We start from the raw sequence: 24,372 nt of genomic DNA on the forward strand, positions 1-24,372 counted from the left end.
GGGACCGCGAGTGGGCCGCGCGGGGAGACAGCGACGGCGGCGGCGCCGGCAGGCGGGCGGTTCCGCTTGGATATTTCCCTATGACGGCACCGACTTCCGTGGGCTGGGCGCGCCAGCCCGGTCTGCGGACCGTGCAGGGTGTGCTGGAGGAATCGCTGGGGAAAGTGCTGCGCGAACCGGTGCAGTTATCGGTCGCCGGGCGGACCGACGCCGGGGTGCACGCGGAGGGCCAGGTCGCTCATTTCGATACCGCGACGGAGGTGGACACGGACAAGCTCGTGCACCGGATGGCCAAATTCCTGCCCAAGGATGTCCGGATAACCGGCGTCCGTCCGGTACCCGCCGAATTCGATGCCCGCTTCTCGGCGATTCGCCGCCACTACATCTACCGTCTCACCACCGCGCCCTACGGTGCCGATCCGTTGGCCGCGCGCAGCGTGGTGGGCTGCCGCCCGGTCGATCTCGAAGCCATGCGGGCGGCCTCGCACACCCTGCTCGGCCTGCACGATTTCGCCGCTTTCTGTCGCCGCCGGGAGGGCGCGACGACCGTCCGCGAACTGCAGCGTTACGACTGGGTGCGGGAGGGGGATCGGCTGAACGCCCATGTCAGCGCCGATGCCTTCTGCTGGTCTATGGTGCGCAGCCTGGTCGGCGCGGTGCTCGCGGTGGGGGAGGGCCGCCGGACACCGGACTGGGTCGCGGGGCTGCTGGCGGAGCGGAGCCGGTCGAGTTCGGTGACCGTGGCGCCGGCCCACGGGCTGAGCCTCGTCGCGGTCGACTATCCGGCAGCGGCCGACCTGGCCGCACGCAACGCGCAGACCCGGGAGATGCGGTCGGTTCCCACTGGAGGCTGCTGTGCTTGATTACCCCGCCTCCGGGCGGGGCGGGCCGGGATCGGCCGGTCGGCCGGGCGACGCCGAATCTCGAGAATAGGGTCGGGTTGGAATAGGCCCCCTCGACGACAAGGTTGCGGTAGTTATGACGATCGATCTCGGACGATACGGCGTATGGCGCTACTACAAACTGTTCACCCCGGAAGCGGCGGCGGAACTCGAGCGACTCGGTTACGGAGCCCTGTGGCTCGGCGGCTCACCGAGCGCCGATCTGCCGGTGGTGGAGGATCTGCTGGCGGCCACCGAGACTCTGAAGGTCGGTACCAGCATCGTCAATATCTGGACCGCTCCGGCCGCCGAGACCGCCGAATCCTTCCACCGGATCGAGCAGCGGTTTCCGGGACGGTTCGTGCTCGGTATCGGCTGCGGTCACCCGGAGGCGAACAAGCCCTACCGTTCCCCCTACGAGGCGCTGGTCGAATACCTCGACGAACTGGACGCGGCGCGGGTCCCGGTCTCCGGCCGGATGCTCGCCGCGCTCGGCCCGAAGGTGCTGAAGCTGGCGGCCGACCGCACCGCGGGCGCGCTGCCCTATCTCACGACTCCGGAGCACACCGCGCAGGCCCGCGAGATCGTCGGTGAGGCGCTGCTGGTGCCCGAACAGAAGCTCGTCGTGGACACCGATCCCGAGCGTGCCCGCGCCACCGGTCGCACCGTGGTGGAGATGTACCTCGGCCTGCGTAACTACACCACCAACCTGCGGCGTCTCGGCTACACCGACGAGGATATCGCCAAGCCGGGCAGCGATCGCCTGCTGGACGCGCTCGCCGTGCACGGCTCGGCCGAACAGGTCGCGGCGCAGGTCCGCCGGCATATCGAGGCGGGCGCCGATCATCTCGCTCTCCAGGCCCTCGGCGAGGACTATCTGGATACGCTGCGCGCCTTGGCGCCGCTGCTCACCGCGTCCTGACCGGCGGGTGGGCCGCCCGAGCGGGCGGCCCACCCGAGGTGTTGTTCAGGAACGAACCAGCCGGGCGATCGCGTCGGTGGCTTCCTTGATCTTGGCCTCGGCATCCGGACCACCGGCGACCGCCGCGTCCACCACACAGTGGCTGATATGGTCCTCCAGCAGCCCCATCGCGACCGCCTGCAATGCTTTGGTCATCGCGGAGACCTGGGTGAGGATGTCGATGCAGTACTTCTCCTCCTCCACCATCCGCTGCAGGCCGCGCGCCTGCCCTTCGATCCGGCGCAGCCGCTTCAGGTAGTCGTCCTTGGCGGTGATGTAGCCGTGGTTCGCGTGGTCGTGGGACGTGTGGCCGGTCCCCGTCTCGTCGGCGGATCCCGCCGGGGTGGATGTGGAAGTCACCGATTGTCTCCTCTGCGCCGGTCGAGAGGACCGTTCATACCCCCCTAGGGTACATCTCCGGTCCGGGCTTGTCAGGTACGGGCCCTCGCCTGTGCGCCCATGCGGCCGACGCGGAACAATCGAGACCATGACTTCCCAGGATCGGCCCGCGCTGGCCGTCATCGGCGGTAGTGGATTCTACGATTTCTTCGACGGCGCCACGGACGCGGTCACGGTGAGAACCCCCTACGGCGACCCGAGCGCGCCGATTGTCGTGGGGGAGGTCGAGGGCCGTCCGGTGGCCTTCCTCCCGCGCCACGGAACCCGGCACGAGTACTCCCCGCACACCGTGCCCTACCAGGCCAACATGTGGGCACTTCGCTCGATCGGCGTCCGCCGGATCTACGCTCCCTGCGCGGTCGGCAGCCTGCGGCCGGACTGGGGCCCGGGCGCCGTGGTCATCCCCGATCAACTCGTCGACCGGACCTCCGGCCGCGCGCAGACCTATTTCGACGGCAACGGCATCCACGTCTCCTTCGCCGACCCCTACTGCGCCGACCTGCGCGCCACCGCGGTGAAATCCGCCGACAGCGCGGTGCACGTCCACCCGCACGGCACCATGGCCGTCATCCAGGGACCGCGTTTCTCCACCCGCGCCGAGAGCCGCTGGTTCGCCGCCCAGGGCTGGGAGCTGGTCAATATGACCGGTTACCCGGAAGCGGTACTCGCCCGCGAACTGGAGATGTGTTACGCGGCTATCGCGCTGGTCACCGACCTGGACGCGGGTATCACCGAGGGCGAAGGCGTGCGCGCGGCCGATGTGTTCGCCGAATTCGAACGCAATATCGTGCCCTTCAAGGACCTCGTACGCGGCGCGGTCGCCGCGGTCGCCGATACCGAGACCTGCGAGCACTGCCGGGTACACGCCGGTGTCGCGCTGCCCTTCGAACTGCCCTGAAACCATCCCGCGGTTCGCCGCGGGCCCGGGATAGTCTCGTGCGGTGGATACGCCGTTGCGACTAGAGGTGATCGTCGCCAGCGTCCGGCCCGAACGATTCGCGCCCGTGGTCGCCGACTGGTTCCTGCGCACCGCCCGGGCCCGGCCCGAATTCGATATCGGTGTGCTGGACCTGCTCGACATCCCGCTGCCCCTCGATCTCACCGAAACCCCGGAGACCCTGCGCTTCCGCGAAAGACTCGCGGCCGCGGACGCTTTCGCCGTGGTGACCTCGGAGTACAACCACGGCTATCCGGCCTCGGTGAAAACCGCCTTCGACAGCGCGAAACACGAGTGGCGGGCCAAGCCTGTGGGTTTCGTATCCTACGGCGGGCTGTCGGGTGGCTTGCGCGCGGTGGAACAGCTGCGACAGGTGGTGGCCGAGATCCACATGGTCTCGGTACGCGAATCGGTGAGCTTCCACCGGGCCCGCAAACAGTTCGACGCCGCGGGGGACACGGGCGACGGCGCGGCCATCGACGCCGCGGACCGGATGCTGACCCAACTCGCCTGGTGGGGCGGTGCCCTGCGCGGTGCGCGGGCCACCGACCCCTACCCGGGCTGAGTGCTGGAGCGTCCGGAGTGCGGGCGCGACCGGCCGGATCCGGTACCGGGGTGCGGGCGTTGGTCAGCGGTGCCGGGGTTGGTGGGCCGCCGGCGGTCCCTGGGGCACGGGCTGACGGGTCCGCGGTTCGCCGATGTAGGTGTGTTCCCGGGGGATGGAGACCAGGTTCAGCGGAATCTGGGTGGTCGCGGTGCGGACGACGACCCGGTTACCGATCGCTCCGGGCTGCTGGATCGACAGGTCGGGTTTGGTGGCCGGCCAGCCCATCGGGTCGCCGGTGACGTAGATCGTGGTGATACCGGCGTGCGGTGCGGGGGCGAGAACGCCGTCGACCACGGTCGCGGTGAACATGGCGTCCGACTGATGCATTTCGACGGCCAGCATCAAGCGTTCCGGATTACCGATCGTCTCGATCAGCTGATACCAGGCCTGCGGACGGTCGGTACGCACCAGGATCCGCTCGCCGACGGCCAGCGCGCGGAACACCAGCTGCTGCGCGAGATACAGTTCGCCCGCCACGTACACCGACGAGATACCGGCGCCGACGAGCCGCAGGGCCACCCCGTTGCCCTCGTCGTCGGATCCGATCAGCTGTCCGCAACCCGAGGACGGCAGCGCCAGCGCGTCCAGCACATCGATCGGGTACTCGGCGGTGGGTACGGCGTCCTCCACATCGGGGATACCGATCGGCAGATGCGCGAGCAGCCCGTCGCGGTGCCGGCCGTTCATCGAGATCATGCCCTTGGACGTGGTCTTCTCGGGGAGTTCCCGCAGAGTGGACCGCCAGGCCGCGCCGACGTGCACGGTATCGGCGGTACTGCCGGGACGCAGCCGGACCGCGACCGTGGTGCCGCGGGACTCGGCCACCCACAACTGCGAAAGAATCTCCGACCCCAGCTGTTTCGGATCGATCGCGGAGCCGATGTTGACGCTGTTGCCGAGCTCGGCGTACCGCCAGCGGTGGGTCAGCTCGCGCGCGTCGGCTCCGTGCAGTACCTGGCGGACGGCCGCCCGGATCTCCGAGGCGGTCAGTACGCGCGACCCGCATCCCGCGTCCTCCAGCGTCCGCACGATGCGCTGGGTCGCGATGGTGACCGCACGCGCGGCGCCTTCGTCGCCGCCGCCGCGCCGGTTCGCCGCCCCGGGGCAATCGACCATATCGAATCCGATCGCCAGCCAGACCGTGCGATACGCGGTGGCCGGCAATGGTCCGAGCAGGGATTCGTAGATGGCGCCGGCCGGTGTACCGGAACGGCTGCGATGGCCGTGACTGATGATGTCGATACCGCTGAGCAGAATGTCGTGCTGGGCGAGGCAGGTCGCGAGTTCCGCCATCGGCAGCAGATGGGAGGCGTGCACCGCGGTCCGATCGATACGGGTGAGTCCGCCACGCGGAGGCAGCACTTCGACGACCGCGACCACCCGGCTCTCGTCCCAGTACAGGCCGAGCGAACGGTCGTCGGGGCCGCGGAAATCGCTGCTGTCCCCGATCCGATATTCGCGGTGGGCCCGGTAGTTCCACCAGGTAGCCACCCAATCCAGCAGCACCCGGCGTCCGACCGGGATCAGCGGGACGCATCCGACGACGAGCGCGACCCCCAGCGCGATCCACGGGCTCACTCCGGTGACCAGGGTGACCGTGCCCGCGACGAGCGCGAATACCTGGGCGATCAGCAGATTGCGCATGGAGATACGCCCGAAAAGCAGGCTGCGCCTGCGCCCCACTGCGGCTGCAACGGCCATCAGAGTCCCCCAGATACCCGGTGTCGGCCGATTATCGGCGGCCGAGCTGAACTACGTCCTCGCGAACTGTACTGTGTTCGGCGAGCACGAGCACAGTTCGGGGGAAGACGATGCCTTCAAAGCCCACAACCAGGTGGCAGATCAGCGGTTACAACTTCCTGGTCCGTCGGATGGAACATGCGCTGGTGCGGCGGGACGTGCGAATGCTGCACGACCCCATGCGTTCTCAGGTGCGGGCCTATGTCGTGGGCCTGGTCCTGGCCGTGGTGGTCCTCGCCGGTTGTGGTGTGCTGGCGCTGCTCCGGCCCCAGGACAAGATCGACCAGAACAAGATCCTCATCGGCAAGGAATCCGGTGCCGTCTATGTGGTGATCAACGATGTGGTGCACCCCGCGCTGAATCTGGCGTCGGCCCGATTGGCCGCGGGTGAAGCGCCGGACGCGTCGATCGTGAAGGAAGCCGAGATCGGTAAAAAGGCCCGGGGCCCGCTGATCGGCATTCCCGGTGCCCCGGGCTCGATCCACTTCGACTCCGCCGGCGCGGGACGGCAGTGGACGATCTGCGACGAGATGAAAATCGACGGCAGCCAGGACCGGACGACCTCGGTACTGGCCGGTGATCTCGAACTCGGCGCGAAAGCCGAAGCGATGGGCGCGGACGAGGCGCTGCTGGTGCAGGGGGAGAACCACACCTATCTGGTGTACGACAAGAAACGCGCGCGCATCGATATGACCGACCGCGCGGTCACCGACGCACTGAAGATCACCGGTGCCACCCCGCGGCCGGTGAGCGAGGGACTGATCAACGCGATACCGGAAGTGCAGCCCATTGTCCGGCCCGAGATCGCCGACGCCGGGAGCGCCCCCACCGGGTTCGAGGTCAGCGGTCACCGTATCGGTGATGTCGTGCAGGTCGGCACCTCCGGAACCGAATACCACGTGGTGCTCGCCGACGGGCTACAGCCCATCTCGGCCCTGACCGGAGAGATCATCCGTAACTCCAATCCGCAGACGCCGGGTGACGACACCATCGACCAGCGCGAACGCACCGATGCTCCCGTGTCGGCGGCCCTGCGGGTGGGCGACTACCCACGAACCGCTCCGACCGTGCTCGAGGCCAAGGACCAGCCGGTGAGCTGCCTGTCGTGGAAACCGATTCCGGAAGCCGGGGAGAACACCGGCACCCGGGCCGAACTGCAGGTCGTCACCGGGGTCAGCCTGCCGATGCCGGACAGCGCGAAACTGGTGCCGCTCGCCCAGGCCGACGGGTCCGGCCAGAACGTCGACTCCGCTTATCTGGCCCCGGGCACCGGCGCCTATGTGCAGACCACCGGGATCGAACCGGACAGCAGCCGCAAGGACAGCATCTTCTATATCGCCGATACCGGGGTGCGCTACGGCATCAAGAACACCGACGCCGCGAAGGCATTGGGTATGCCGGAGAAGGCCGAACCCGCGCCCTGGCCGATCGTCGGACTGCTGGCCTCCGGACCGAGCCTGGGCCGTGAAGAGGCGCTGGTCGCGCACGACGGAGTCGCGCCGGATCCAGCACCGGCCGCACAGCCGGTCGCCACGGGAAAGTGATCACCCGCCGGTGATACCGTCACCCGAATCACTCAGCGGTACCACCGGTAGCGACCAGTCGGCGCGGGTTCATCACGTGACGGTCGATGCCCGGGAACATGCCCGCCGCCCTGTCGCACTGGAGCGGCGGCACCGAACCACTTCCCGTACCGCCTGCTCGATCAGGCGTCGTCTTCCCCGACGCCGAAGCGGCGGCGGGCCGGGAACGAGGCGAGATAGCCGAGAATCAGTCCGCCGCCGATGATTCCGCTGCCGATGAGTGCCACATTGCGGGCGGTGTGGTCCGGCGGCGTGGGGGGCGCGGGAATCGCGAGCTGCTTGCTCACCGCCGGATTCGGTTGCTTGGGCCGTAGCGCGTCGGGCACCTCGTTGGTCAACGCCGCGATCGGGTCGATCGCGCCGTAGCCCACATACGGGTTCCAGCCCTCGGCCGGGGCGTGCGCGGTCGCCTGGATCCGCTTCATCACCTCGACGGCGGACAATTCCGGGAAGCGGGAGCGCACCAGCGCGACCACACCCGAAACATAGGGGGCCGCGAAACTGGTGCCGTTGATGGTCTGCTGGCCGCCCTGGGCATTGACCGTCCCGTTGATGACCCCGCGCTGTGCACATCGAGAGAGACGATGTTCTCGCCCGGCGCGGCGACACTGAGCCAGGGGCCGGGGACGGTGAACTCCGAGGGGGCGCCGTTCGCGTCGATCGAGCCGACCGAGAGCACCAGATCGTCGTAGCGCGCGGGCGTCACATTGACGGTCACGTTGCTCCACGGGTCGGCCGCCGGGTCCAGCGGGTCCTGGATACCGGTGTTGCCCTTGCAACTGTCGTTGTCGGTGTTACCGGCCGAGGCCACCACGACCACGTTCTTCTGGTGGACGGCGTAGTCGAGCGCGGCGCCGAGCGAGGCATCGGAGATCGGCCCGGCACTGCACGCGACCTCGGAGATATTGATGACCGTGGCGCCCATATCGGCGGCCCGGCGGATGGCCTGCGCCATGGTGGCGACATTGCCGTAGCCCTCTTTGGAGAGGTCTTCGGGCGTTTTGGTGGCATTGCTACCCGCTTTGACGTATTTATCGCTCGTCTGGCGGATGGTCAGAATGGTCGCGGCCGGTGCCACCCCGGAAAAGCCCTCGTCGGGGACTCGGCTCGCGCCGATTATGCCGGCCACGATGGTCCCGTGCGCGTCGCAATCCTCCGTTCCGTCACCGCTGTTGGCCACGAAGTCACCGCCGGCGCGCAGCCCGGGCAGCCGGGGATGACGTGCGACGCCGGTATCGATCACCGCCACGACCTGCCCGGCGCCTTCGGAGAACTGCCACGCCCGCCGTAGGTCCAGGGCCGCCTGCGCGGGTGGCACGGTCGGGCCGCCGCCCCCCGAGACGGTGCTGTTGCAGGCGGTATTCGCCTTGCGCTCGGTGGCCTGCGTGGGTTTCGCCGGATCACCGGCCGGTAGCTGTCCGGGATCGATGGGTGCCGGCCGGTCTGCGTACGCCGCCGGAGATCCGAGTCCGAGCGTCGCGCTCACCCCGAGCACCGCGGCGACCGCCGCGGTGCGGATCCCCCGGTTCACAGCCCGCGAACGAGGGAGTAGAGGTCGGTCACCCAGAACACCAGCGGCAGCACCGCGGCCACGAAGCCGTATTCGATCAGTTCCGCGGCCCGTCGCATGGGCGGGGTCGCCGTCTGGTTCGGCACGATGATGCCGAGGACCAGCGCGGCGATCAGCATGACCAGGGCGGCACCGAAGGCGGCCAGCGGCAGATCGGTGACGAACGCCATCCCCACCAGCATGGCCAGCAGGATGGCGGCACCGCCCGCGATCAGGATCACGGCCTGTTCGGCGCCGGCGTAGGTACGGCTCCGGAACATCAGCACCGCCGCGCACACCAGCGCGAGCGCGATGCCCTGCCAGAAGAACCCGTCACCGGTCGGATCGGTCGCCACCAGGGCGCCGACCACGGTGACCAGTGTGGTCGCCGAAACCAGTCCGCTCAGATAGGTCCGCGCCCGCGCCGATTTCGCGTGCAGGGCGTCGAGCGTGGGCAGCGCCCGGTGGTCGTCGGGATCGTCTTCGGTCGGATCGATCGGGGTGCCCGGGGAGGGCACCGGCGGCAGCGGCAGCTTCGCCAGCATCATGGAGATCCGCGGGGCCAGCGACAGCGCGGCCAGGCCCAGGGCCGCCACCACGGCGCCCACGGCTTTCATGGGCTGCTCGGTGAGCAGGCCGACCAGCGCGGACGGAACGGCGAACAGCGCCACCGTGCCCGCGCCGATGAACAGTCCCAGTCCCACGCCGGTGACCCGCCAGGCCAGAATGGCCGTGGCACCCAGCAGTGTGGAACCGAGCAGCATATGTGACCAGTCGTAATGGTCCGGGACGATCAGCATGCCGCCGGTGAACGCCAGCGGCAGGGCGCATCCGCCCAGTACCAGCGAGGTCCGGGGATCGCCGTACACCCGGCTCAGGATCATCGCCGCGACCACCAGCAGCACCGACACACCCAGCGCGATCGATCCGGTGATCCAGCCGGGCATCGCCTCCGGCGACGCCAGCAGCGCGGTGCAACCCGCCAGCATGGTGAGCACCGCCAGCACCGATCCGGTGATCCGCGCGGTATTCGGATTCCAGCCGCGGAAATGCTCGGCGTCGGCGACGGCGACGTTGTACATGATGTCGTCGAAGAGCGGGGTCGGGGCGGTATGGGCCGAGTTCTCCAGCATCAGGAGTTCGCCGTCACGCACACCCTGTTCACCGAGGCTGAGCGAATTCGACAGCGGCGGCTGGCCGATCCTGGCCAGGACCCAGTCCGCGGGTTCGTAGCGTTCGCCCTGATTGTCGAAGTCGTTGGTGCGGCTGTGCGCGGCGATCATATCGACCACACTCGGGATCACCAGGGCGACCGGAACATCGACCGGAATGGCCATATCGACCTGGGTGTGTTTGGCCAGAATGGTGACCCTGGTGAGATCCGGTGCGCGGACTATTCCCCGCGAGGAATCTTCCTCCATATGGTCCAGTCGCGCATGCGTCACGCTTCCCCCAAGTTGGTTCGCTACCCTGCTCGTTTTCCGCATTCTCCCAGGAGATCGCGGGTTGCGTGCCCCCGGTCCGGCCAGCAGAATGCAGGTCGAACTGTACGACATGTTCGTGCTTGCCTCTACACTGAGCCCGAACATCGCATGGCCACAAGGGGGATCTCGTTCGATGACCACTGTCCGTTTTCAGCGGCGTGCGCGCCGGGAGGTTCCGCGGACACCGGGGGGCGAGGTCACCCTGCAGCCGCCCCCCGAGATCCCCCGGGTGACACCGGGAAATCTGCTGGGCAAGCTCATGCCGGTCGTGATGATCATCGGCATGGTCGGGATGATGGCGCTGATGTTCACCCAGGGCGGTGGTATCGCGTCGAACCCGATGTCGCTGATGTTCCCGATGATGATGATGGTCTCGATGGTCGGGATGTTCGCCGGCCAGGGCAACGGTAAGGGCGCCAAGGCCGCCGAAGCCAACGAGGACCGCAAGGACTATCTGCGCTACCTCGACCAGGTCCGCAAGGATGTCGGGGTCACCGCGGCCGAGCAGCGCGCCGCGGTGGAATGGAGTCATCCGGAGCCGGGGCTGGTCTGGATGCTCGCGGGCACCTCCCGGATGTGGGAACGCCGGCCCAGCGACAAGGATTTCTGCCATGTCCGCATCGGCATCGGCGGGCAGCGGCTGGCCACCCGCCTGGTCGCGCCGGAAACCGGACCGGTGGAGGAACTCGAACCGATCGCCGCGGTGTCGCTGCGCCGCTTCGTCCGCGCGCATTCCACCGTGCCCGATCTGCCCACCGCCATCGCGGTGAAGGGTTTCGCCACCATCGCCCTCGACGGCGACCGGGCCCAGGCCCGGGACATGGTGCGCGCGATGCTGGTCCAACTGACCATGTTCCACGGCCCGGACCAGGTGCTCACCGCGATCGTCTGCGGCCCCGACACCAGCGCGGAATGGGAATGGACGAAATGGCTGCCGCACACCCAGCACCCGGATGCCCAGGACGGTGTCGGCACCCAGCGCATGTTCTTCGGCTCGATCCGGGAGATGATGACGGGCCTCGCCCCCATCCTCGGCAACCGGGTCCGCTACTCCCGTAACCAGCCCACCAATTCCGCCATGGTGCACGTGGTGATCGTGGTGGACGGCGGCCTGCTCGAAGCCGAGGAGGATCAGCTGCGCGAATCCGGGTACGAGGGCGTCACCGTCATCGACCTGTGCGGATACGCGCCGCGCCTGGCGGTCTCGCGCGGTATCGGCCTGACCATCCGCAACGGCGAATGTCTCGGTCGCGGCGCCACCGGGAACCAGGAGCGTTTCGCGGTCATCGATCGGATCAGCCGGGAACAGGCCCAGCAGGTGGCCCGCCGCCTCGCCCCGTACCGGGCGGCCACCCAGCGCAGCAGCGATGTCGAGGTCACCGAGGGGGAGACCATCAACACCTGGGCGCAGTTGATGGGCCTGGGCGATATCGGATCCTTCAATCCGGAGAGCGCGTGGCGGCCGCGCTACGGCCGGGAGCGGTTGCGGGTGCCGTTCGGTGTCGGCGCCGACGGACTCCCCGTCGTTCTGGACATCAAGGAAGCCGCCGAATCCGGTATGGGCCCGCACGGTCTGTGCATCGGCGCCACCGGTTCCGGTAAATCCGAATTCCTGCGCACCCTGGTGCTCAGTCTGCTCGCGACCCATTCGCCCGATCAGCTGAACCTGGTTCTCGTCGACTTCAAAGGTGGCGCGACCTTCCTCGGTCTCGACGGCGTCCCGCATGTCGCGGCCGTCATCACCAACCTGGAAGAGGAAGCCGACCTGGTCGATCGGATGCGTGACGCCCTGGCCGGCGAGATGAACCGCCGCCAGGAAGTGTTGCGTCAGGCCGGTAACTTCGCGAATGTCTCCGAATACGAGAAGGCGCGGGCAGCCGGCGCGGACCTCGATCCGCTTCCCGCCCTGTTCGTCGTGCTCGACGAGTTCTCCGAACTACTCACCCAGCACCCCGATTTCGCGGAACTGTTCGTGATGATCGGCCGTCTGGGCCGCTCACTGCACGTCCACCTGCTGCTCGCTTCGCAGCGGCTGGAAGAGGGCAAACTCAAGGGCCTGGAATCGCATCTGTCCTACCGCATCGGCCTGAAAACCTTCTCGGCCAACGAATCCCGCCAGGTGCTCGGTGTCCCGGATGCCTACAACCTCCCGAACAATCCCGGCGGCGGCTACCTGAAATCGGATTCGGGCGAGATCCAGCGTTTCCAGGCGTCCTACGTATCCGGGCCCTATGTGGGTGGCGGGCCGCAGCGCGATATCGCGGTGGCGACCCGGGCCGGGGAAATCGATATCACCGCCCGGCCGTTCCTGGCCAAACACGTCGAATTCCGCGCGGTGGACCGGGTACCGCTGGCCCCCGAACCGCTCGACGATCCGGAGCCGCTGGTCGAGGACGGCGAACAGATCTCCAATATCGGCATGTTGGTGGCCCGGATCCGCGGTCACGGCCGTCCCGCCCACGAGATCTGGTTGCCGCCGCTGGACGCCGCGCCGTCGCTGGACGAGCTCATTCCGCGTTCGATCCTCACCGGCGAGTACAACGCGCAGGCCGGTCTGCGCGCGCCGATCGGTATCGTCGACCGCCCCTACGACCAACGCCGCGACCCCCTGGTCGTAGACCTGTCCGGCGCCCGCGGCAATGTGGCCGTGGTCGGTGGCCCGCAGTCGGGTAAATCGACGATGCTGCGCACGCTGATCATGGCGATGTCGCTGACCCACACCGCCGAACAGGTGCAGTTCTACTGCCTGGACTTCGGCGGCGGTACCCTCGCCAGTCTGGAGGGACTGCCGCACGTCGGTTCGGTGGCCGGCCGGTTGGACCACGACAAGGTCCGCCGCACCGTCGCCGAGATGACCACCATCGTGCGCACTCGCGAACTGCGGTTCCGCCAGCTCGGTATCGAGTCGATGTCGGAGTTCCGCCGCCTGCGCGCCGGCGATCCGGCGAGTAGCCAGGCCGCCACCGGCGCCCATGAGGACCCCTTCGGTGATGTCTTCCTGGTGATCGACGGCTTCGGCTCGATCCGCCAGGATTTCGAGCCGCTGGAGCAGGCGATCATGAACCTCGCCGTCCAGGGCCTGTCCTACGGCGTGCACGTCGTGATCGCCCTCTCGCGGTGGATGGAGGCCCGGCCCCAGCTCAAGGACCAGATCGGTACTCGGCTGGAACTGCGCCTCGGCGATCCGGCCGATTCCGAGTTCGGCCGCAAGGTCGCGGCGCTGGTTCCGCAGGGGCGCCCGGGTCGCGGTATGACTCCCGAAAGCCTGCACATGCTCACCGCGCTGCCCCGAGTGGACGGATCCTCCGAGGCCGAGGACCTCGGTCGTGGCGTCGCCGACGCGGTCGCGCGGCTACAGCAGGCGACTCCCGGCCGCCCCGCGCCGCAGGTCCGGATGCTGCCCGAACAACTCGATCGGGAACAGTTCGTGCGGGCCATCGGACCCTGGCAGGGCCCGGCGGACCGGCGCAATGTCGCGATCCCGATCGGTATCAACGAATCCGAGCTCGCGCCGGTGTTCCTCAATTTCGACGACAACCCGCACTTCCTGATCTTCGGCGATACCGAATGCGGGAAGTCGACCCTGTTGCGCAATATCGTCAGCGGCATCGTCGAATCCAATGCGCGCGACAAGGCGGCGCTCATCCTGGTCGATTTCCGGCGCACCATGCTCGGTTACTTCGACCAGGAACGGCTGGCCGCCTACGCGACCGGCGCCGAGGGCCTCACCACGAACATGCGGGATCTGGCCGCTCTGTTGCGGACCCGGATGCCCGGCCCGAACGTCACCCCGCAGGAACTGCGCGACCGCTCCTGGTGGACCGGACCGGACCTGTTCGTGATCGTCGACGACTACGACCTGGTCTCCAGCGGATCCAGTGGCAACCCGCTCGCGCAGATCGTCGACTACCTCGCGCACGCCAAGGACATCGGCCTGCATCTGATCATCGCGCGTCGCTCCGGCGGTGCGGGCCGGGCCATGTACGAGCCGGTGATCTCCCGCCTGCGTGACCTGGCCACCCCCGGTCTGATCATGAGCGGCAGCCGGGAAGAGGGCGGCCTGCTCGGAAATGTCCGGCCCAGTGCCATGCCGCCGGGCCGCGGCACCCTGGTCGGACGTTCGGGCAACGACCTCATCCAGACCTCGTGGATGCCGACGCAGTAATGCCGGTGGCCGAGATCGCGCTGACCGAGACCCGACTGTGGGCGTGGAGCGCGAACACCCATACCGATCTCATCCCTTCGGTCGTGCCCGCCGGTGACGGCCGCGGTCTGGTGGTGGGGGAACCGCTGGCCCCACCCTCCATCGCGGTGTCGCCGGTACAGCTGGTCACCGCCGACCGCATCGCCTACGACCCGGGAATGCCGACGCCCGCGGAAGCATTGAGCGCGGTGTTCGGCCACACCCTCACCCAGTTGCGCATACCGACCCCGTGCGAGCGCCTCACCGTGGTGCACCCCACCGACTGGGACCCACACCGGCTGGCCGTCCTGGAATCCGCGGCCTTCCGCCACAGTGGTCACGTGACGCTGGAGACGATCGCCGTGCGGGCGGTCGCCGCCGGGCGCCGGCTGCGCGATGTGCGCACCGTGGTCCTCGAATTCGGACCGCTGTCGACCACCGCGTCCACCGTGGTGCCCACCGAGCGCGGTCCGCGCCTCGAATACTGCGAACACGAACCGGTATTGGCCGCCGGCGAGATCGCGGCGGCCGACCAGGGACTCGCCGGTTTCGACGAACTCCTCGAACGGCTGCTGCACGGCTGCCAGGTGAGTTCGGTGCTCGTGGTCGGCCGTACCGACGCGGGCTTCCTGGAGCGGATCGGTTCGGTGGTCGCCGATCGCTGCGGTAGCGCCGAGTTGGCGGTGGTGGCGGGTACGGATCTGGTGCGGGTACCCCGTACCGACCCCGGCGAGCACCGTCCCGCCCTGCCCCCGGCCGCCGCCGAGACCGAATGGCTGCAGCCCCTGCGGGAACGGGCCGCCGCCACCCGGCCACCACGCTCCCGGACCCCGCTCTATCTCGCGGCCTCGGCCGTACTCGTCGTCGCCGTCCTGGTGGCCGCCGGTATCGGTATCGCCCGGATATCCGGCGGTGGCCCCGATGCCGTGGCCGCCGCATCGTCCACCACCGCGGCTCCGGCCGACGGGGACACCGCACCCGATCCGGTCCCCGTGACCTTCGGCGCTCTCCGCCTCACGATCCCGGCCGGATGGCGGGACCAGGACCCGTCGGCCGGCTCCGATCAGCGTCTCGTACTGGTGCCCGAGGCCGGTCTGCGCGCCCGCATCACGGTGACCCAGCAGCGCGTGACAGCCGATGTCGGATACGAACGGATCGCTGCCGACCTGGAAGCGCAGATCGCCCGTCGCCCAGCGGGTTCGGTGTCCCCGATCCGCCGCGATGTGGTCTTCGCCGGCCGCCCCGGCCTGGCATATTCCGAGCATCCAGAGGACGGATCCACCGTTGACTGGCATGTTATCGTCGAGCACAGCATCCAGATCAGTATCGGGTGCCAGTACCAGACAGGGGGGCAGGACTCGATCACACCTATCTGTGAAGACCTCGCGAACTCGCTGGATGTCGCTCCGTGACTCCGGTCGGGACGTTTTCCGAAATCCTATGGAACCGATTGGGCGGGGATCGCGTCCAATCATCATGAAGGCAAGTTCGGACCGTTTGCGGACGCAGGGGTCCGGATCCGAACTCTTGAAAAGGAGGACCCATGGCGGGCGAAGTCACTACCGATTTTGCGGCGATGGAGACAGCGGCCAAGCATGTCGAGACCGTGAACGGTGCGTTGGTCAGCGAGCTCGGAAATGTCCGCAATCTGGTTGCGGGCACACAGGGGAACTGGAAGGGCTCCGCTGCCGGCACCTTCCGGAAGGTCATGGACGACTACGACCTTCAGTCGAAGAAGCTGAACGATGTCCTGGTGGAGATCGCCGGTCTGATTCGTGAGAACGGTAAGGGCTACACGGCGACCGAGCAGGCGAACCAGGACGCCATCAATGCCGCGGGCGCGTCCGGAGATCTGGGTTCGGGCTCCAGCCTGAATATCTAGGTCCGGCCTTCCGACTCATAGCCACAAGGAGACACAATGTCAGATGCGATTTCTTATTCCGAAGCCCAGCTGATTACGCTGTCGGGGGACCTGAACACCTCGCGGGGCCGGCTTCAGGAAACTCACGACGAACTGCAGGGTTACGTCAACGGTCTGGTCGCCCAGTGGGGCGGTGAAGCCCAGGTCGCCTACAGTGCAAAGCAGAAGCGCTGGGACGATGCGCATATCGCTCTGCTGGACATCATGCAGCGACTTTCCGATATCGTGCGGGACGGTGCGATCGATATGTCCACCACCGATAAGACGAACGCCGCCCGCTGGATGTGAACAGCGGTACGAGAGGTTCCGTGGTTTCCGGACTTTCTCGTTCCATCATTTTCCGGTTGTGCCCCGAGCGAAAATTGCTCGGGGCACAGTCTTTCCACCTCAGGGCGCTTGTTCGAGTAGCACGTACTGCGCCGACACCTTCTGGTGAAGGTCCTGTATCTGCGTGCCGTTCATGATCACCGAGTAACGGCCCACGGTGAAAAGACATACCAACGATCCGGTCGAGTCCGGGTCTTCTGCACAGTGGGCCTTCGGAACTCCGGGGGGACTGTCGACGGTCCGGTACTCCGGCCCCAGTTGGCCGACGAAATACGCGTGTAAACGGTCGGCCGCTCGCTCGTCGCCTGCTCGATAGATTTCCGGTTCACCGTGTACGACCAGGTCGACCCGGGCATCGTCGAATGCGCGCTCGGTGAGGTCGGGCCGCTGAAGCAGATGGAGCGCTGCATGCGCGCTCATCACCGCTTCGGCGGCGCCGTCCGGGTCGGGCAGTGCATAGCTCAGTAACCCGTCCCGATCGACCGGTAGATCGGCGAGTTTCATCTCCGGTGTCGGTTCGTATTTCCGGAGCCGCTCGAACTGCGCATCGAAAACTTCGGCGGCGAGATCCGCGAGCGCGTTCTGATCCGGGGGAATGTCCACGCCGCCACCGATATAGGCCCACAATACGAATTCGTTCCGAGCGACGGCGGCCGAAACCGCGCCGTGAGCGCGGGCCTGCCCGAACGCGTCGGTGTACCCGGGAATCGGAATTGTCCCTACGGGCGGGTACCGGCTGTGCCACAGCCCGTCGGCCAGTGCCCGGGCCGCCTGCGCCGCCGACTCCGGTGTCGAGAACCGCATAACGGTGAGGTCGACGGAACGTCCGTGGAGCTCGTCTTCGCGTCGCTGCCCTATCGTCTCCCAGCCGGCGATGAACCCCGGTGCCGCGGCGGAGAAGTTGTCGACGATCCGGGGCGGGTCGGTGCGGGTAAAGATCCGTTGCTGATGTGCGACGCGGGTGAAGACCAGCTTCGGGTTGGTCTCCATGATCAGTGGTACATGTTCGCCCAGCCGCAATGCTTCCTGGATATCGATATTCGCCGCCGTTCGCACTTCCTCCGGCGACCGTGGTGTCGTGCGATAATTGCCGGTCTGCAAGGCGTCGATGTCCACAACGGGACCCTCGCCGGTCGTGTCGGTACCGCAACTGGCCGCCAGAACTGTGGCCACGACGCCCAAGACATACCTCAGGCGCCTCGGTGACGTCCTCATCGGTCCCCCCTCATCATCAACCCACGACCTCGGTTATGGCGGGCACCATTTCGTCGGTCAAAGTGCCCGGTGACTGTTCGGTCCACACCTGGAACGCCTGAACAGTGGATATATCGTCGACAACGACGATTTTCGCAGTAGCGTTCAAGAACGCGACAGGCAAACCCCCCAGCCCACCGTTTCCGGCGCCGGTATCGGACCGCGTGACCACGATGACATCCAGTCCTTCGGGCAAGGTGAAACCTGTCGGTGACAATTTGCGCGGTGATTCTTCGTTTCGATATGGGCGGTAGGCGTCGCTGTAGCGAAAGCCTATGTCGCGGAGGAAATTCGCTTGGGGCGACCCATCCAGTGCGATCGAGAACAGGGAGTTCCCGTAGTTGAATGCGGCGACCGTCTTTCCGGAGAACTGCGGATGGTCGGAGCGAACCTGCGCCAGGTCGGGCCCGTCGGCCGATCCGGGCCCCGCGTCGGAGATGAAATATGACCCGACCGCCACAGCCAGGAGTACTACGACCACGACGGAAGCCGAAACCAGGATTCGGCGCAACCGGCCGCCCCCCGGTCTCGAGTCGGAGAATTCGGTTGCGTAGCCGCTCCGGGGCTCCGTGACGATGGTCTCCTGTCCAGGCGACAGGTGCAGACCACCGGTGGCCGGGTATCCGGTGTGAACTGCCTGCGGTGCGGGGGCCACCGGTTTGGTCGCTCCGAATCCGGCTACGGGAGCGACGAAACGACCGCCACCGGCAAAGGCCGCCTCCGCGTCGGCGACCAGTTCGCGGCAGGTGCCGTACCGGTCGCCGGGGTTCTTCGCCAGCACGCGGGCGAAAACGTGGTCGAGGGGCTGCGGTAGATCCGGCCGGACCGCCGATATCCGAGGTGGTGGTTCGTTCAGATGCCCCATCATGACTACTGCCGGAACAGTGGAAGGATAGGGATTCTGGCCGGCCAGCAACCGATAGAACGAGCAACCGAGGCTGTAGATATCGGAGCGGTGATCGAGGTGGTGGCCGAGTAGCTGTTCCGGTGACGCATAGGCCACTGTCGCCATGAATTTCCCGGTGGCTGTCAGATTCCGGCTGTCCTCGACCGACTTGGCGACACCGAAATCGGTGAGCAGTACTCTTTCCTCGTCATCGTCGGGTGCGTTGGAGAGCAGGAAGTTCGCGGGTTTGACGTCGCGATGCAACAGGCGCCTGCGATGCGCGTAGTCGAGCCCCCTGCCGACTCCCGAGATGATGTGCAGCGCGCGAGCCGGGGTCATGACCGACGGGCCCTTCTGGGCTTCCTCGGACGCATCGGTTCCCGGGACGAACTTCATCGCGATCCAGAGTCGGCCGCCCTCTTCGCCGCGGTTGTAGACCGGGACGATATTGGGGTGATCCAGACCTGCGGCCAGATCACCCTCACGCTCGAACCGTGCCCGGAACTCGGGATCACCCGACAGATCTTCGTCGAGGATCTTGATCGCGTCCTGGCGCGGCAGGCTGGGGTGCTCTCCCAGATAGACCGCACCCATCCCGCCGCTGCCGAGCAGCCGAGTCAGTCGATAGCCGCCGACAACGGCACCGGGCGGCAACACCATTGGTTCCTCCTCGTCCATACGACCGCCCACCGGGCGTGCTGTCGTCGTTTCGGCACCGGGCCGGACTGCGTCCCGCCCGGCATCCTCTGGGCAGTGGCGCAGCGCCGGGTCATCCGGGCATCCTGCTGTTGGCGAGTACGGCGTACTGCGCGGCCGTGGCCTGGTACAGCTCCGGTGCCGGTAGATCGCCGAGTCCGTAGGAATCGACCACGGCCACATAACGCTCGTATACGGTGACGCAAAAGAACCGGTCGGACATGACCGCGGACGAGGCCCGTTGGACGCACCGGGCGTCGCTGAGGCCCGGTGGCCCCGGGATCTCCTCGTCGTATGGGGCCGGCCGGGAGAGCGTCGACTGCAACGCGAAGGCCTGTTCGGCAGACGCCGTGCGATAGACCGTGGCGTCGTTGCGCGCGACCAGGTCCACCCCATATCCGGCGTAGTCCGATACCTGAGCGGCATCGTTCTCGAAGTGGATATGGGCCGCGGGGGAGTACGCGCCGGCCAGTTCGTTGTATGCCGCGCTACCCGAGTATTCCGGCGCCAGCGCGGTGCTCATGATGCCCTCCGGGTCGACGGGAAGGTCGAGGATATCGTCCGGAGGCGTTGGCGTCAGCTCCTTCATTGCCGCGAACTGCAGGTCGAGGAGGGTTTTCAATTGATCGGCGAGCCGGTCCGCGCGATCGGCCGGGGCGGAGATCGAACCGGCCACGACGTAGGGTCCCGAGGCGGCGAATACTTGCGCGCGATCGCGGGTCGGCACGCGGCCGGCGTGGGCCTCGTCGTGTCCCGGTATCGGGAGCTTCTCGCGACCCGGGGTGAGTCTGTCCGTGGCCGCGCTGAACTCGGTAGCGGCCACCCGGGCGTACTCGTCGTTGCCGAATCTCAACAGTGCGACGGTGCCTTCCTGCGGAGTGCGCGGGCTGTTGTTTCCGCGCGCGGTCACGGCGCCCGCGACCAGGTAGTTCTTCTCCGAGATCGGCGTGAATTCCGCCGGCAGCAAGGAAGGAGTCGTGCCGGGAAGGACCAGTTGGGTCTCGTTCAGGTAGCGGAGTTCCGGGTCCACATCGTGCGGTGAGATCAGGAAACCCAGCATTCGTCGCGCCTCGAGCGAGTACACATCCGCATCCGTGGTGATATCCATTTCGAATGCCACAGGTTCGGTCGGAAACAACCCGACATCGAGTTTTGCCAGGTCCACCGGCGTGGCACCGGGAGCGGCCCGGCCGGTGATCGTGGACCCGCATGCGGTGCTCGCCACAGCCGTGGCAAGCGCGAGGAGCGCCAACAGTATTCGCCCACTGCGTCCGGTGGATCTGTGAGTGTTCGATATCCGCAACTCTGCCCCTATCCATGCAGGAGCAGGGCGTACTGCGCCGAGGTCTTCTGGTGAAGATCCTGGATCTGTCCGCCTTCTACCTGCGCGAAGTATCTTCCCGTTTGGAGTACGCAGAAGGCCGAGGGATTCATATGTGCGGCCACCTCCCTGTTGAAGCACGCGACCTGCCCCTCGATTCCCTCGGGCGCCTCGATCATCCGGCTGCCGGTCGCATCGTCGGTGTCGGGACGGAAGTGGTCCCACAGCGTTCGAGCTCCCTGCGCTGTCTCGCTGCGCATGACCACCGATTCGCCCAGCGCGATACCGGTGACCTGGCCGGAATCGAGGAACCGCAGGTCCGTGATGCCGCTCAGGGCGTACACCGCGCCGCGTCCGCGGAATGCGTCCGGCGGGCCGTACATCGCTACGATCTGTGGGCTCTTCGGAAGAGCCAGGGCCAGCATGCCATCGGGATCGAGGGCGATCTCGTCCAGCTGTTCTGCGGGGGTGGGCTCGAATTCACCCAGCAGGGGCAACTGAACATCGAGTACCGATTCGGTGCGCTGCACCATTGCCGGTAGTTCGGCTTTTCCGGACCGGTCGTCGTACTTGACGAAGACGACATAGCGGTCGTGGGCGGTCCAGCTTCCCAGTGATGCGTGTCCGGGTCGCCAGTGTGCCTTCGATCGCGCGTATTTCGGCAGCGATACCGGACGATTGTCGGTATTGAAGGTGAAGTCGTCGTGTTCCAGCCCGTCCGCGACGGAGCCGGCGGTGCCCGGGTCGGGGAACATCAGAACGGCGATGCTGAGCTGTTGTGCGACATCCGGGTCCCCGTCGGTCGACCAGGTGTGGACCCAGCCCGTGATCAGATCCGCGGCGACTTCGTCGAAGGTGTCGTTGATGACCAGGGACTGCATATCCCGGCGATCCAGTACCACAGGCCCGCCCGTGCCCGCGACCCGGTTCACATAGCTCGGATCTATTTCGAACGGGAGCGCCACGAAATCCCCCAGCCGCTGACCTTCCCGGTAGCGGGCGGCTTCGTCGTCTTCCGCCGTACCGAGCGCGACGGGCCCGGTCGGATAGTTCCCCACGTCGAGTCCCGACAGATCCGGTTCGGCACGGACCGCTTCACCGGCCACCACCGAACTGCAGTTCGCGAGTGTCGTCAGCAGCAGCCCGGCCGTCAGCGTGGCGCAGATTCCGCGCAGCACAGCCCCTCCCGGTCGGTGCATTGCGCCCCCTAACGAATCGCGATCCTGCGGAATCGTACTGCACGGTGTGGCGACTCAACGGGTTATGTGTGAGCGATCGGGCCGAGCAGCAGCGGCGAAGAGGGCAGGGGCGGGATCGTCCGGTGCCGGGGTATCCGGGCGATCGCTGCTACCGAGATTGTGATCTGTGCCGTTCGGCCATTCTCACAGGGCCCCCGGGACCCGTCCGTCTGGATGATGGAGTTTGTGCATCTCCGCAGGTTCGGCCTCATCGTCGCGTCGCTGGCCGCCCTGGTGCTGACCGGGTGTGGGACCGGCGACGAGTTGGTGCCCATCCCCGAGGGGATCCCGCCCGGGCCCGGGGTCCCCGTTCCCGTGATCGATATCGACGCTCCCGGCCGGACCGCCGCGCAATTGAACGCGTGGGCGGCCGAGTACGCCGGTGCGCTGGATATGCCGGTGGCCGCGCTCGAGGCGTACGGGTACGCGGCGGCGGTGATGGGGCGGGCGCGGCCGGATTGCGGGATCGGCTGGACGACGCTGGCGGGGATCGGGAGTGTGGAAAGCGATCACGGCCGGCATCGCGGGGCGGAGGTGCGCGACGACGGTCTGGTGGAGCCCTCGATTATCGGGATCCCGCTGGACGGGGCGCCGGGGGTGGCGGAGATCCGGGATACCGACGAGGGGTCGCTCGACGGGGACCGGGTGTTCGATCGGGCGGTCGGGCCCATGCAGTTCATCCCGGAGACCTGGCGCAGATGGGGTGTGGACGCCAACGGGGACGGGGTCGCCGATCCGCACAGTATCGATGACGCGGCGCTCACCGCGGCGCGGTATCTGTGCGTGAGCGGCGGGGCCCTGGGCACTGCCGAGGGGTGGAGCCGGGCGCTGTTCACCTACAACAGGTCGGAGAGCTATATGAAGGTGGTCCGCGATCGGGCCGCGGCCTACAGCGTCGGTCGGCGCGTCTGAGGTGGCGCCGGAACTGCGTCGGGTGCTGCGGGGCGGCGGATGGACTGGCCGCAACCGGGCCTATTAGGCTCGCAATCGCACGGCTCGTCCCGATAACTACCGTGCCACCAGCCGAAGGAGTGTTGTTTTCGTGGCCATCATCGAACAGGTCGGAGCTCGCGAGATCCTGGATTCGCGCGGTAACCCCACTGTCGAGGTCGAGATCGCCCTCGACGACGGCACCCTGACCCGCGCCGCGGTGCCCTCCGGTGCCTCCACCGGCGAGCACGAGGCCGTGGAACTCCGCGACGGCGGGGATCGCTACAACGGCAAAGGCGTGCAGAAAGCCGTCGAGGGGGTGCTCGACGAGATCGCTCCGGCCGTGATCGGCCTGGACGCCGTCGAACAGCGCACCGTCGACCAGGCGCTGCTCGACCTCGACGGGACCCCGGACAAATCGCGTCTGGGCGCCAACGCGCTGCTGGGTGTCTCCCTGGCGGTGGCGCGGGCGGCCGCGGAGTCCTCGGGTCTGGAACTGTTCCGTTATCTCGGTGGACCGAACGCCCATGTGCTGCCGGTGCCGATGATGAACATCCTCAACGGCGGCGCGCACGCCGATACCGGGGTGGATGTGCAGGAGTTCATGGTGGCGCCGATCGGCGCGCCGACGTTCAAGGAATCGCTGCGCTGGGGCGCGGAGGTCTATCACGCGCTCAAGGCGGTGCTGAAGGAGAAGGGCCTGGCCACCGGCCTCGGTGACGAGGGTGGTTTCGCGCCCGATGTCGCCGGCACCAAGGAGGCGCTGGACCTGATCAGCGTCGCGATCGGCAAGACCGGGCTGAAGCTGGGCCGGGATGTGGCGCTGGCGCTGGACGTCGCGGCGACCGAGTTCTACAAGGACGGGGCCTACCAGTTCGAGGGTTCCGCGCGCTCGGCCGCGGAGATGGCCAAGTTCTACACCGAACTGCGGGCCGCCTACCCGCTGGTCTCGATCGAGGACCCGCTGTCGGAGGACGACTGGGACGGCTGGGTCGCGCTCACCGACGAGATCGGCGACAAGGTGCAGCTGGTCGGCGACGACCTGTTCGTCACCAACCCCGAGCGTCTCGAGGACGGTATCGCCAAGGGCGCGGCCAACGCGCTGCTGGTGAAGGTGAACCAGATCGGCACGCTCACCGAAACCCTGGACGCCGTCGAACTGGCGCACCGCAACGGGTACAAGACCATGATGTCGCACCGGTCGGGTGAAACCGAGGACACCACCATCGCCGATCTCGCCGTCGCCGTGGGCAGCGGCCAGATCAAGACCGGCGCCCCGGCGCGCAGCGAGCGGGTGGCCAAATACAACCAGCTGCTGCGGATCGAGGACGCGCTCGGCGATTCGGCTCGCTACGCCGGTGACGTGGCGTTCCCGCGCTTCACCTTCGAGGACTGAGGTAGATGTCGGAGCGGCGTGCGCGCGGTACCAGTCCCGCGGGACGGGGCGACCGCCGCACGTCGCGCGCGCCGTCGCG

General features: G+C 67.4%; 17 protein-coding genes and 2 pseudogenes. 11 read left to right on the forward strand and 8 right to left on the reverse strand.

Annotated elements, in window-relative coordinates:
* Nucleotides 1-66 precede the first annotated feature (66 nt).
* Nucleotides 67-863: pseudogene (truA, locus tag ON38_RS04250) on the forward strand (tRNA pseudouridine(38-40) synthase TruA).
* A gap of 115 nt (nt 864-978) precedes the next feature.
* Nucleotides 979-1,803, forward strand: a complete 825-nt coding sequence (locus ON38_RS04255; RefSeq protein WP_039822518.1) for an LLM class F420-dependent oxidoreductase — start codon at nt 979-981, stop codon at nt 1,801-1,803.
* Nucleotides 1,804-1,848: 45 nt separating this feature from the next.
* Here the strand turns inward: ON38_RS04255 and ON38_RS04260 are convergent, their stop codons facing one another.
* Complete coding sequence (locus ON38_RS04260; RefSeq protein WP_039822519.1) at nt 1,849-2,202, reverse strand: metal-sensitive transcriptional regulator; 354 nt, start codon at nt 2,200-2,202, stop codon at nt 1,849-1,851.
* A 127-nt stretch (nt 2,203-2,329) separates the two neighbouring features.
* On the opposite strand from ON38_RS04260, the gene ON38_RS04265 reads away from it, so the two are divergent.
* The gene (locus ON38_RS04265; RefSeq protein WP_039822520.1) at nt 2,330-3,139 is read left to right on the forward strand and encodes an S-methyl-5'-thioadenosine phosphorylase; all 810 of its coding nucleotides are present in this window, start codon (nt 2,330-2,332) and stop codon (nt 3,137-3,139) included.
* Between the two features lie 43 nt (nt 3,140-3,182).
* On the forward strand, nt 3,183-3,743 hold the full coding sequence (locus ON38_RS04270; protein ID WP_039822521.1) for an NADPH-dependent FMN reductase: 561 nt from the start codon (nt 3,183-3,185) through the stop codon (nt 3,741-3,743).
* Nucleotides 3,744-3,806: 63 nt separating this feature from the next.
* Here ON38_RS04270 and eccE read toward each other — a convergent pair whose 3' ends face one another.
* Nucleotides 3,807-5,486, reverse strand: coding sequence for a type VII secretion protein EccE (gene eccE, locus ON38_RS04275; protein WP_039822524.1), 1,680 nt, complete (start codon nt 5,484-5,486; stop codon nt 3,807-3,809).
* Between the two features lie 110 nt (nt 5,487-5,596).
* Between eccE and eccB the strand changes: the two genes are divergently transcribed.
* Entirely contained in the window at nt 5,597-7,069 is a 1,473-nt protein-coding gene (eccB, locus tag ON38_RS04280; RefSeq protein ID WP_051164360.1) for a type VII secretion protein EccB, read from the forward strand.
* 161 nt (nt 7,070-7,230) lie between these two features.
* Here eccB and mycP read toward each other — a convergent pair.
* Nucleotides 7,231-8,675 (reverse strand): annotated as a pseudogene (gene mycP, locus ON38_RS04285) (type VII secretion-associated serine protease mycosin).
* Nucleotides 8,636-10,102 carry a type VII secretion integral membrane protein EccD gene (eccD, locus tag ON38_RS04290; protein ID WP_039822526.1) on the reverse strand — a complete coding sequence of 489 codons (1,467 nt, stop codon included), beginning with the start codon at nt 10,100-10,102 and terminating at the stop codon, nt 8,636-8,638. The pseudogene mycP and the gene eccD overlap by 40 nt, the downstream one beginning before the upstream one ends.
* 172 nt (nt 10,103-10,274) lie before the next feature.
* Here eccD and ON38_RS04295 point away from each other — a divergent pair, with 172 nt between their 5' ends.
* The 4 genes from ON38_RS04295 to ON38_RS04310 all read left to right on the forward strand — a co-directional run bounded on the left by ON38_RS04295 (nt 10,275) and on the right by ON38_RS04310 (nt 16,533).
* Nucleotides 10,275-14,306, forward strand: coding sequence for a type VII secretion protein EccC (locus ON38_RS04295; protein ID WP_039822527.1), 4,032 nt, complete (start codon nt 10,275-10,277; stop codon nt 14,304-14,306).
* Nucleotides 14,288-15,736: a type VII secretion-associated protein gene (locus ON38_RS04300; protein ID WP_157181654.1), complete on the forward strand. Its 1,449-nt coding sequence runs from the start codon at nt 14,288-14,290 to the stop codon at nt 15,734-15,736. The genes ON38_RS04295 and ON38_RS04300 overlap by 19 nt, the downstream gene beginning before the upstream one ends.
* 131 nt (nt 15,737-15,867) lie before the next feature.
* Nucleotides 15,868-16,206 carry a WXG100 family type VII secretion target gene (locus tag ON38_RS04305; RefSeq protein WP_030522598.1) on the forward strand — a complete coding sequence of 113 codons (339 nt, stop codon included), beginning with the start codon at nt 15,868-15,870 and terminating at the stop codon, nt 16,204-16,206.
* A 36-nt stretch (nt 16,207-16,242) separates the two neighbouring features.
* Nucleotides 16,243-16,533, forward strand: a complete 291-nt coding sequence (locus tag ON38_RS04310) for a WXG100 family type VII secretion target (RefSeq protein WP_039822530.1) — start codon at nt 16,243-16,245, stop codon at nt 16,531-16,533.
* Between the two features lie 99 nt (nt 16,534-16,632).
* Here the strand turns inward: ON38_RS04310 and ON38_RS04315 are convergent, their stop codons facing one another.
* From ON38_RS04315 to ON38_RS04330, 4 genes are all read right to left on the reverse strand, one after another.
* Nucleotides 16,633-17,745 (reverse strand): DUF7373 family lipoprotein, encoded by a 1,113-nt coding sequence (locus ON38_RS04315; protein ID WP_157181655.1) that lies wholly within the window; start codon nt 17,743-17,745, stop codon nt 16,633-16,635.
* Nucleotides 17,746-17,803: 58 nt separating this feature from the next.
* A complete protein-coding gene (locus tag ON38_RS04320) occupies nt 17,804-19,372 on the reverse strand; it encodes a serine/threonine-protein kinase (RefSeq protein ID WP_039822540.1) in 1,569 nt (522 codons plus the stop codon).
* A 109-nt stretch (nt 19,373-19,481) separates the two neighbouring features.
* Nucleotides 19,482-20,516: a DUF7373 family lipoprotein gene (locus tag ON38_RS04325; protein ID WP_157181656.1), complete on the reverse strand. Its 1,035-nt coding sequence runs from the start codon at nt 20,514-20,516 to the stop codon at nt 19,482-19,484.
* Between the two features lie 203 nt (nt 20,517-20,719).
* Nucleotides 20,720-21,907 carry a DUF7373 family lipoprotein gene (locus ON38_RS04330; RefSeq protein WP_051164361.1) on the reverse strand — a complete coding sequence of 396 codons (1,188 nt, stop codon included), beginning with the start codon at nt 21,905-21,907 and terminating at the stop codon, nt 20,720-20,722.
* A gap of 237 nt (nt 21,908-22,144) precedes the next feature.
* Here ON38_RS04330 and ON38_RS04335 point away from each other — a divergent pair, with 237 nt between their 5' ends.
* Together ON38_RS04335 and eno are read left to right on the forward strand one after the other, a co-directional pair.
* Entirely contained in the window at nt 22,145-22,879 is a 735-nt protein-coding gene (locus ON38_RS04335; protein WP_245563909.1) for a lytic transglycosylase domain-containing protein, read from the forward strand.
* A gap of 130 nt (nt 22,880-23,009) precedes the next feature.
* A complete protein-coding gene (eno, locus tag ON38_RS04340; RefSeq protein WP_039822538.1) occupies nt 23,010-24,293 on the forward strand; it encodes a phosphopyruvate hydratase in 1,284 nt (427 codons plus the stop codon).
* Nucleotides 24,294-24,372 lie beyond the last annotated feature (79 nt).

Source organism: Nocardia testacea NBRC 100365, from assembly GCF_000308775.1.
Classification (GTDB): Bacteria; Actinomycetota; Actinomycetes; order Mycobacteriales; family Mycobacteriaceae; genus Nocardia; species Nocardia testacea.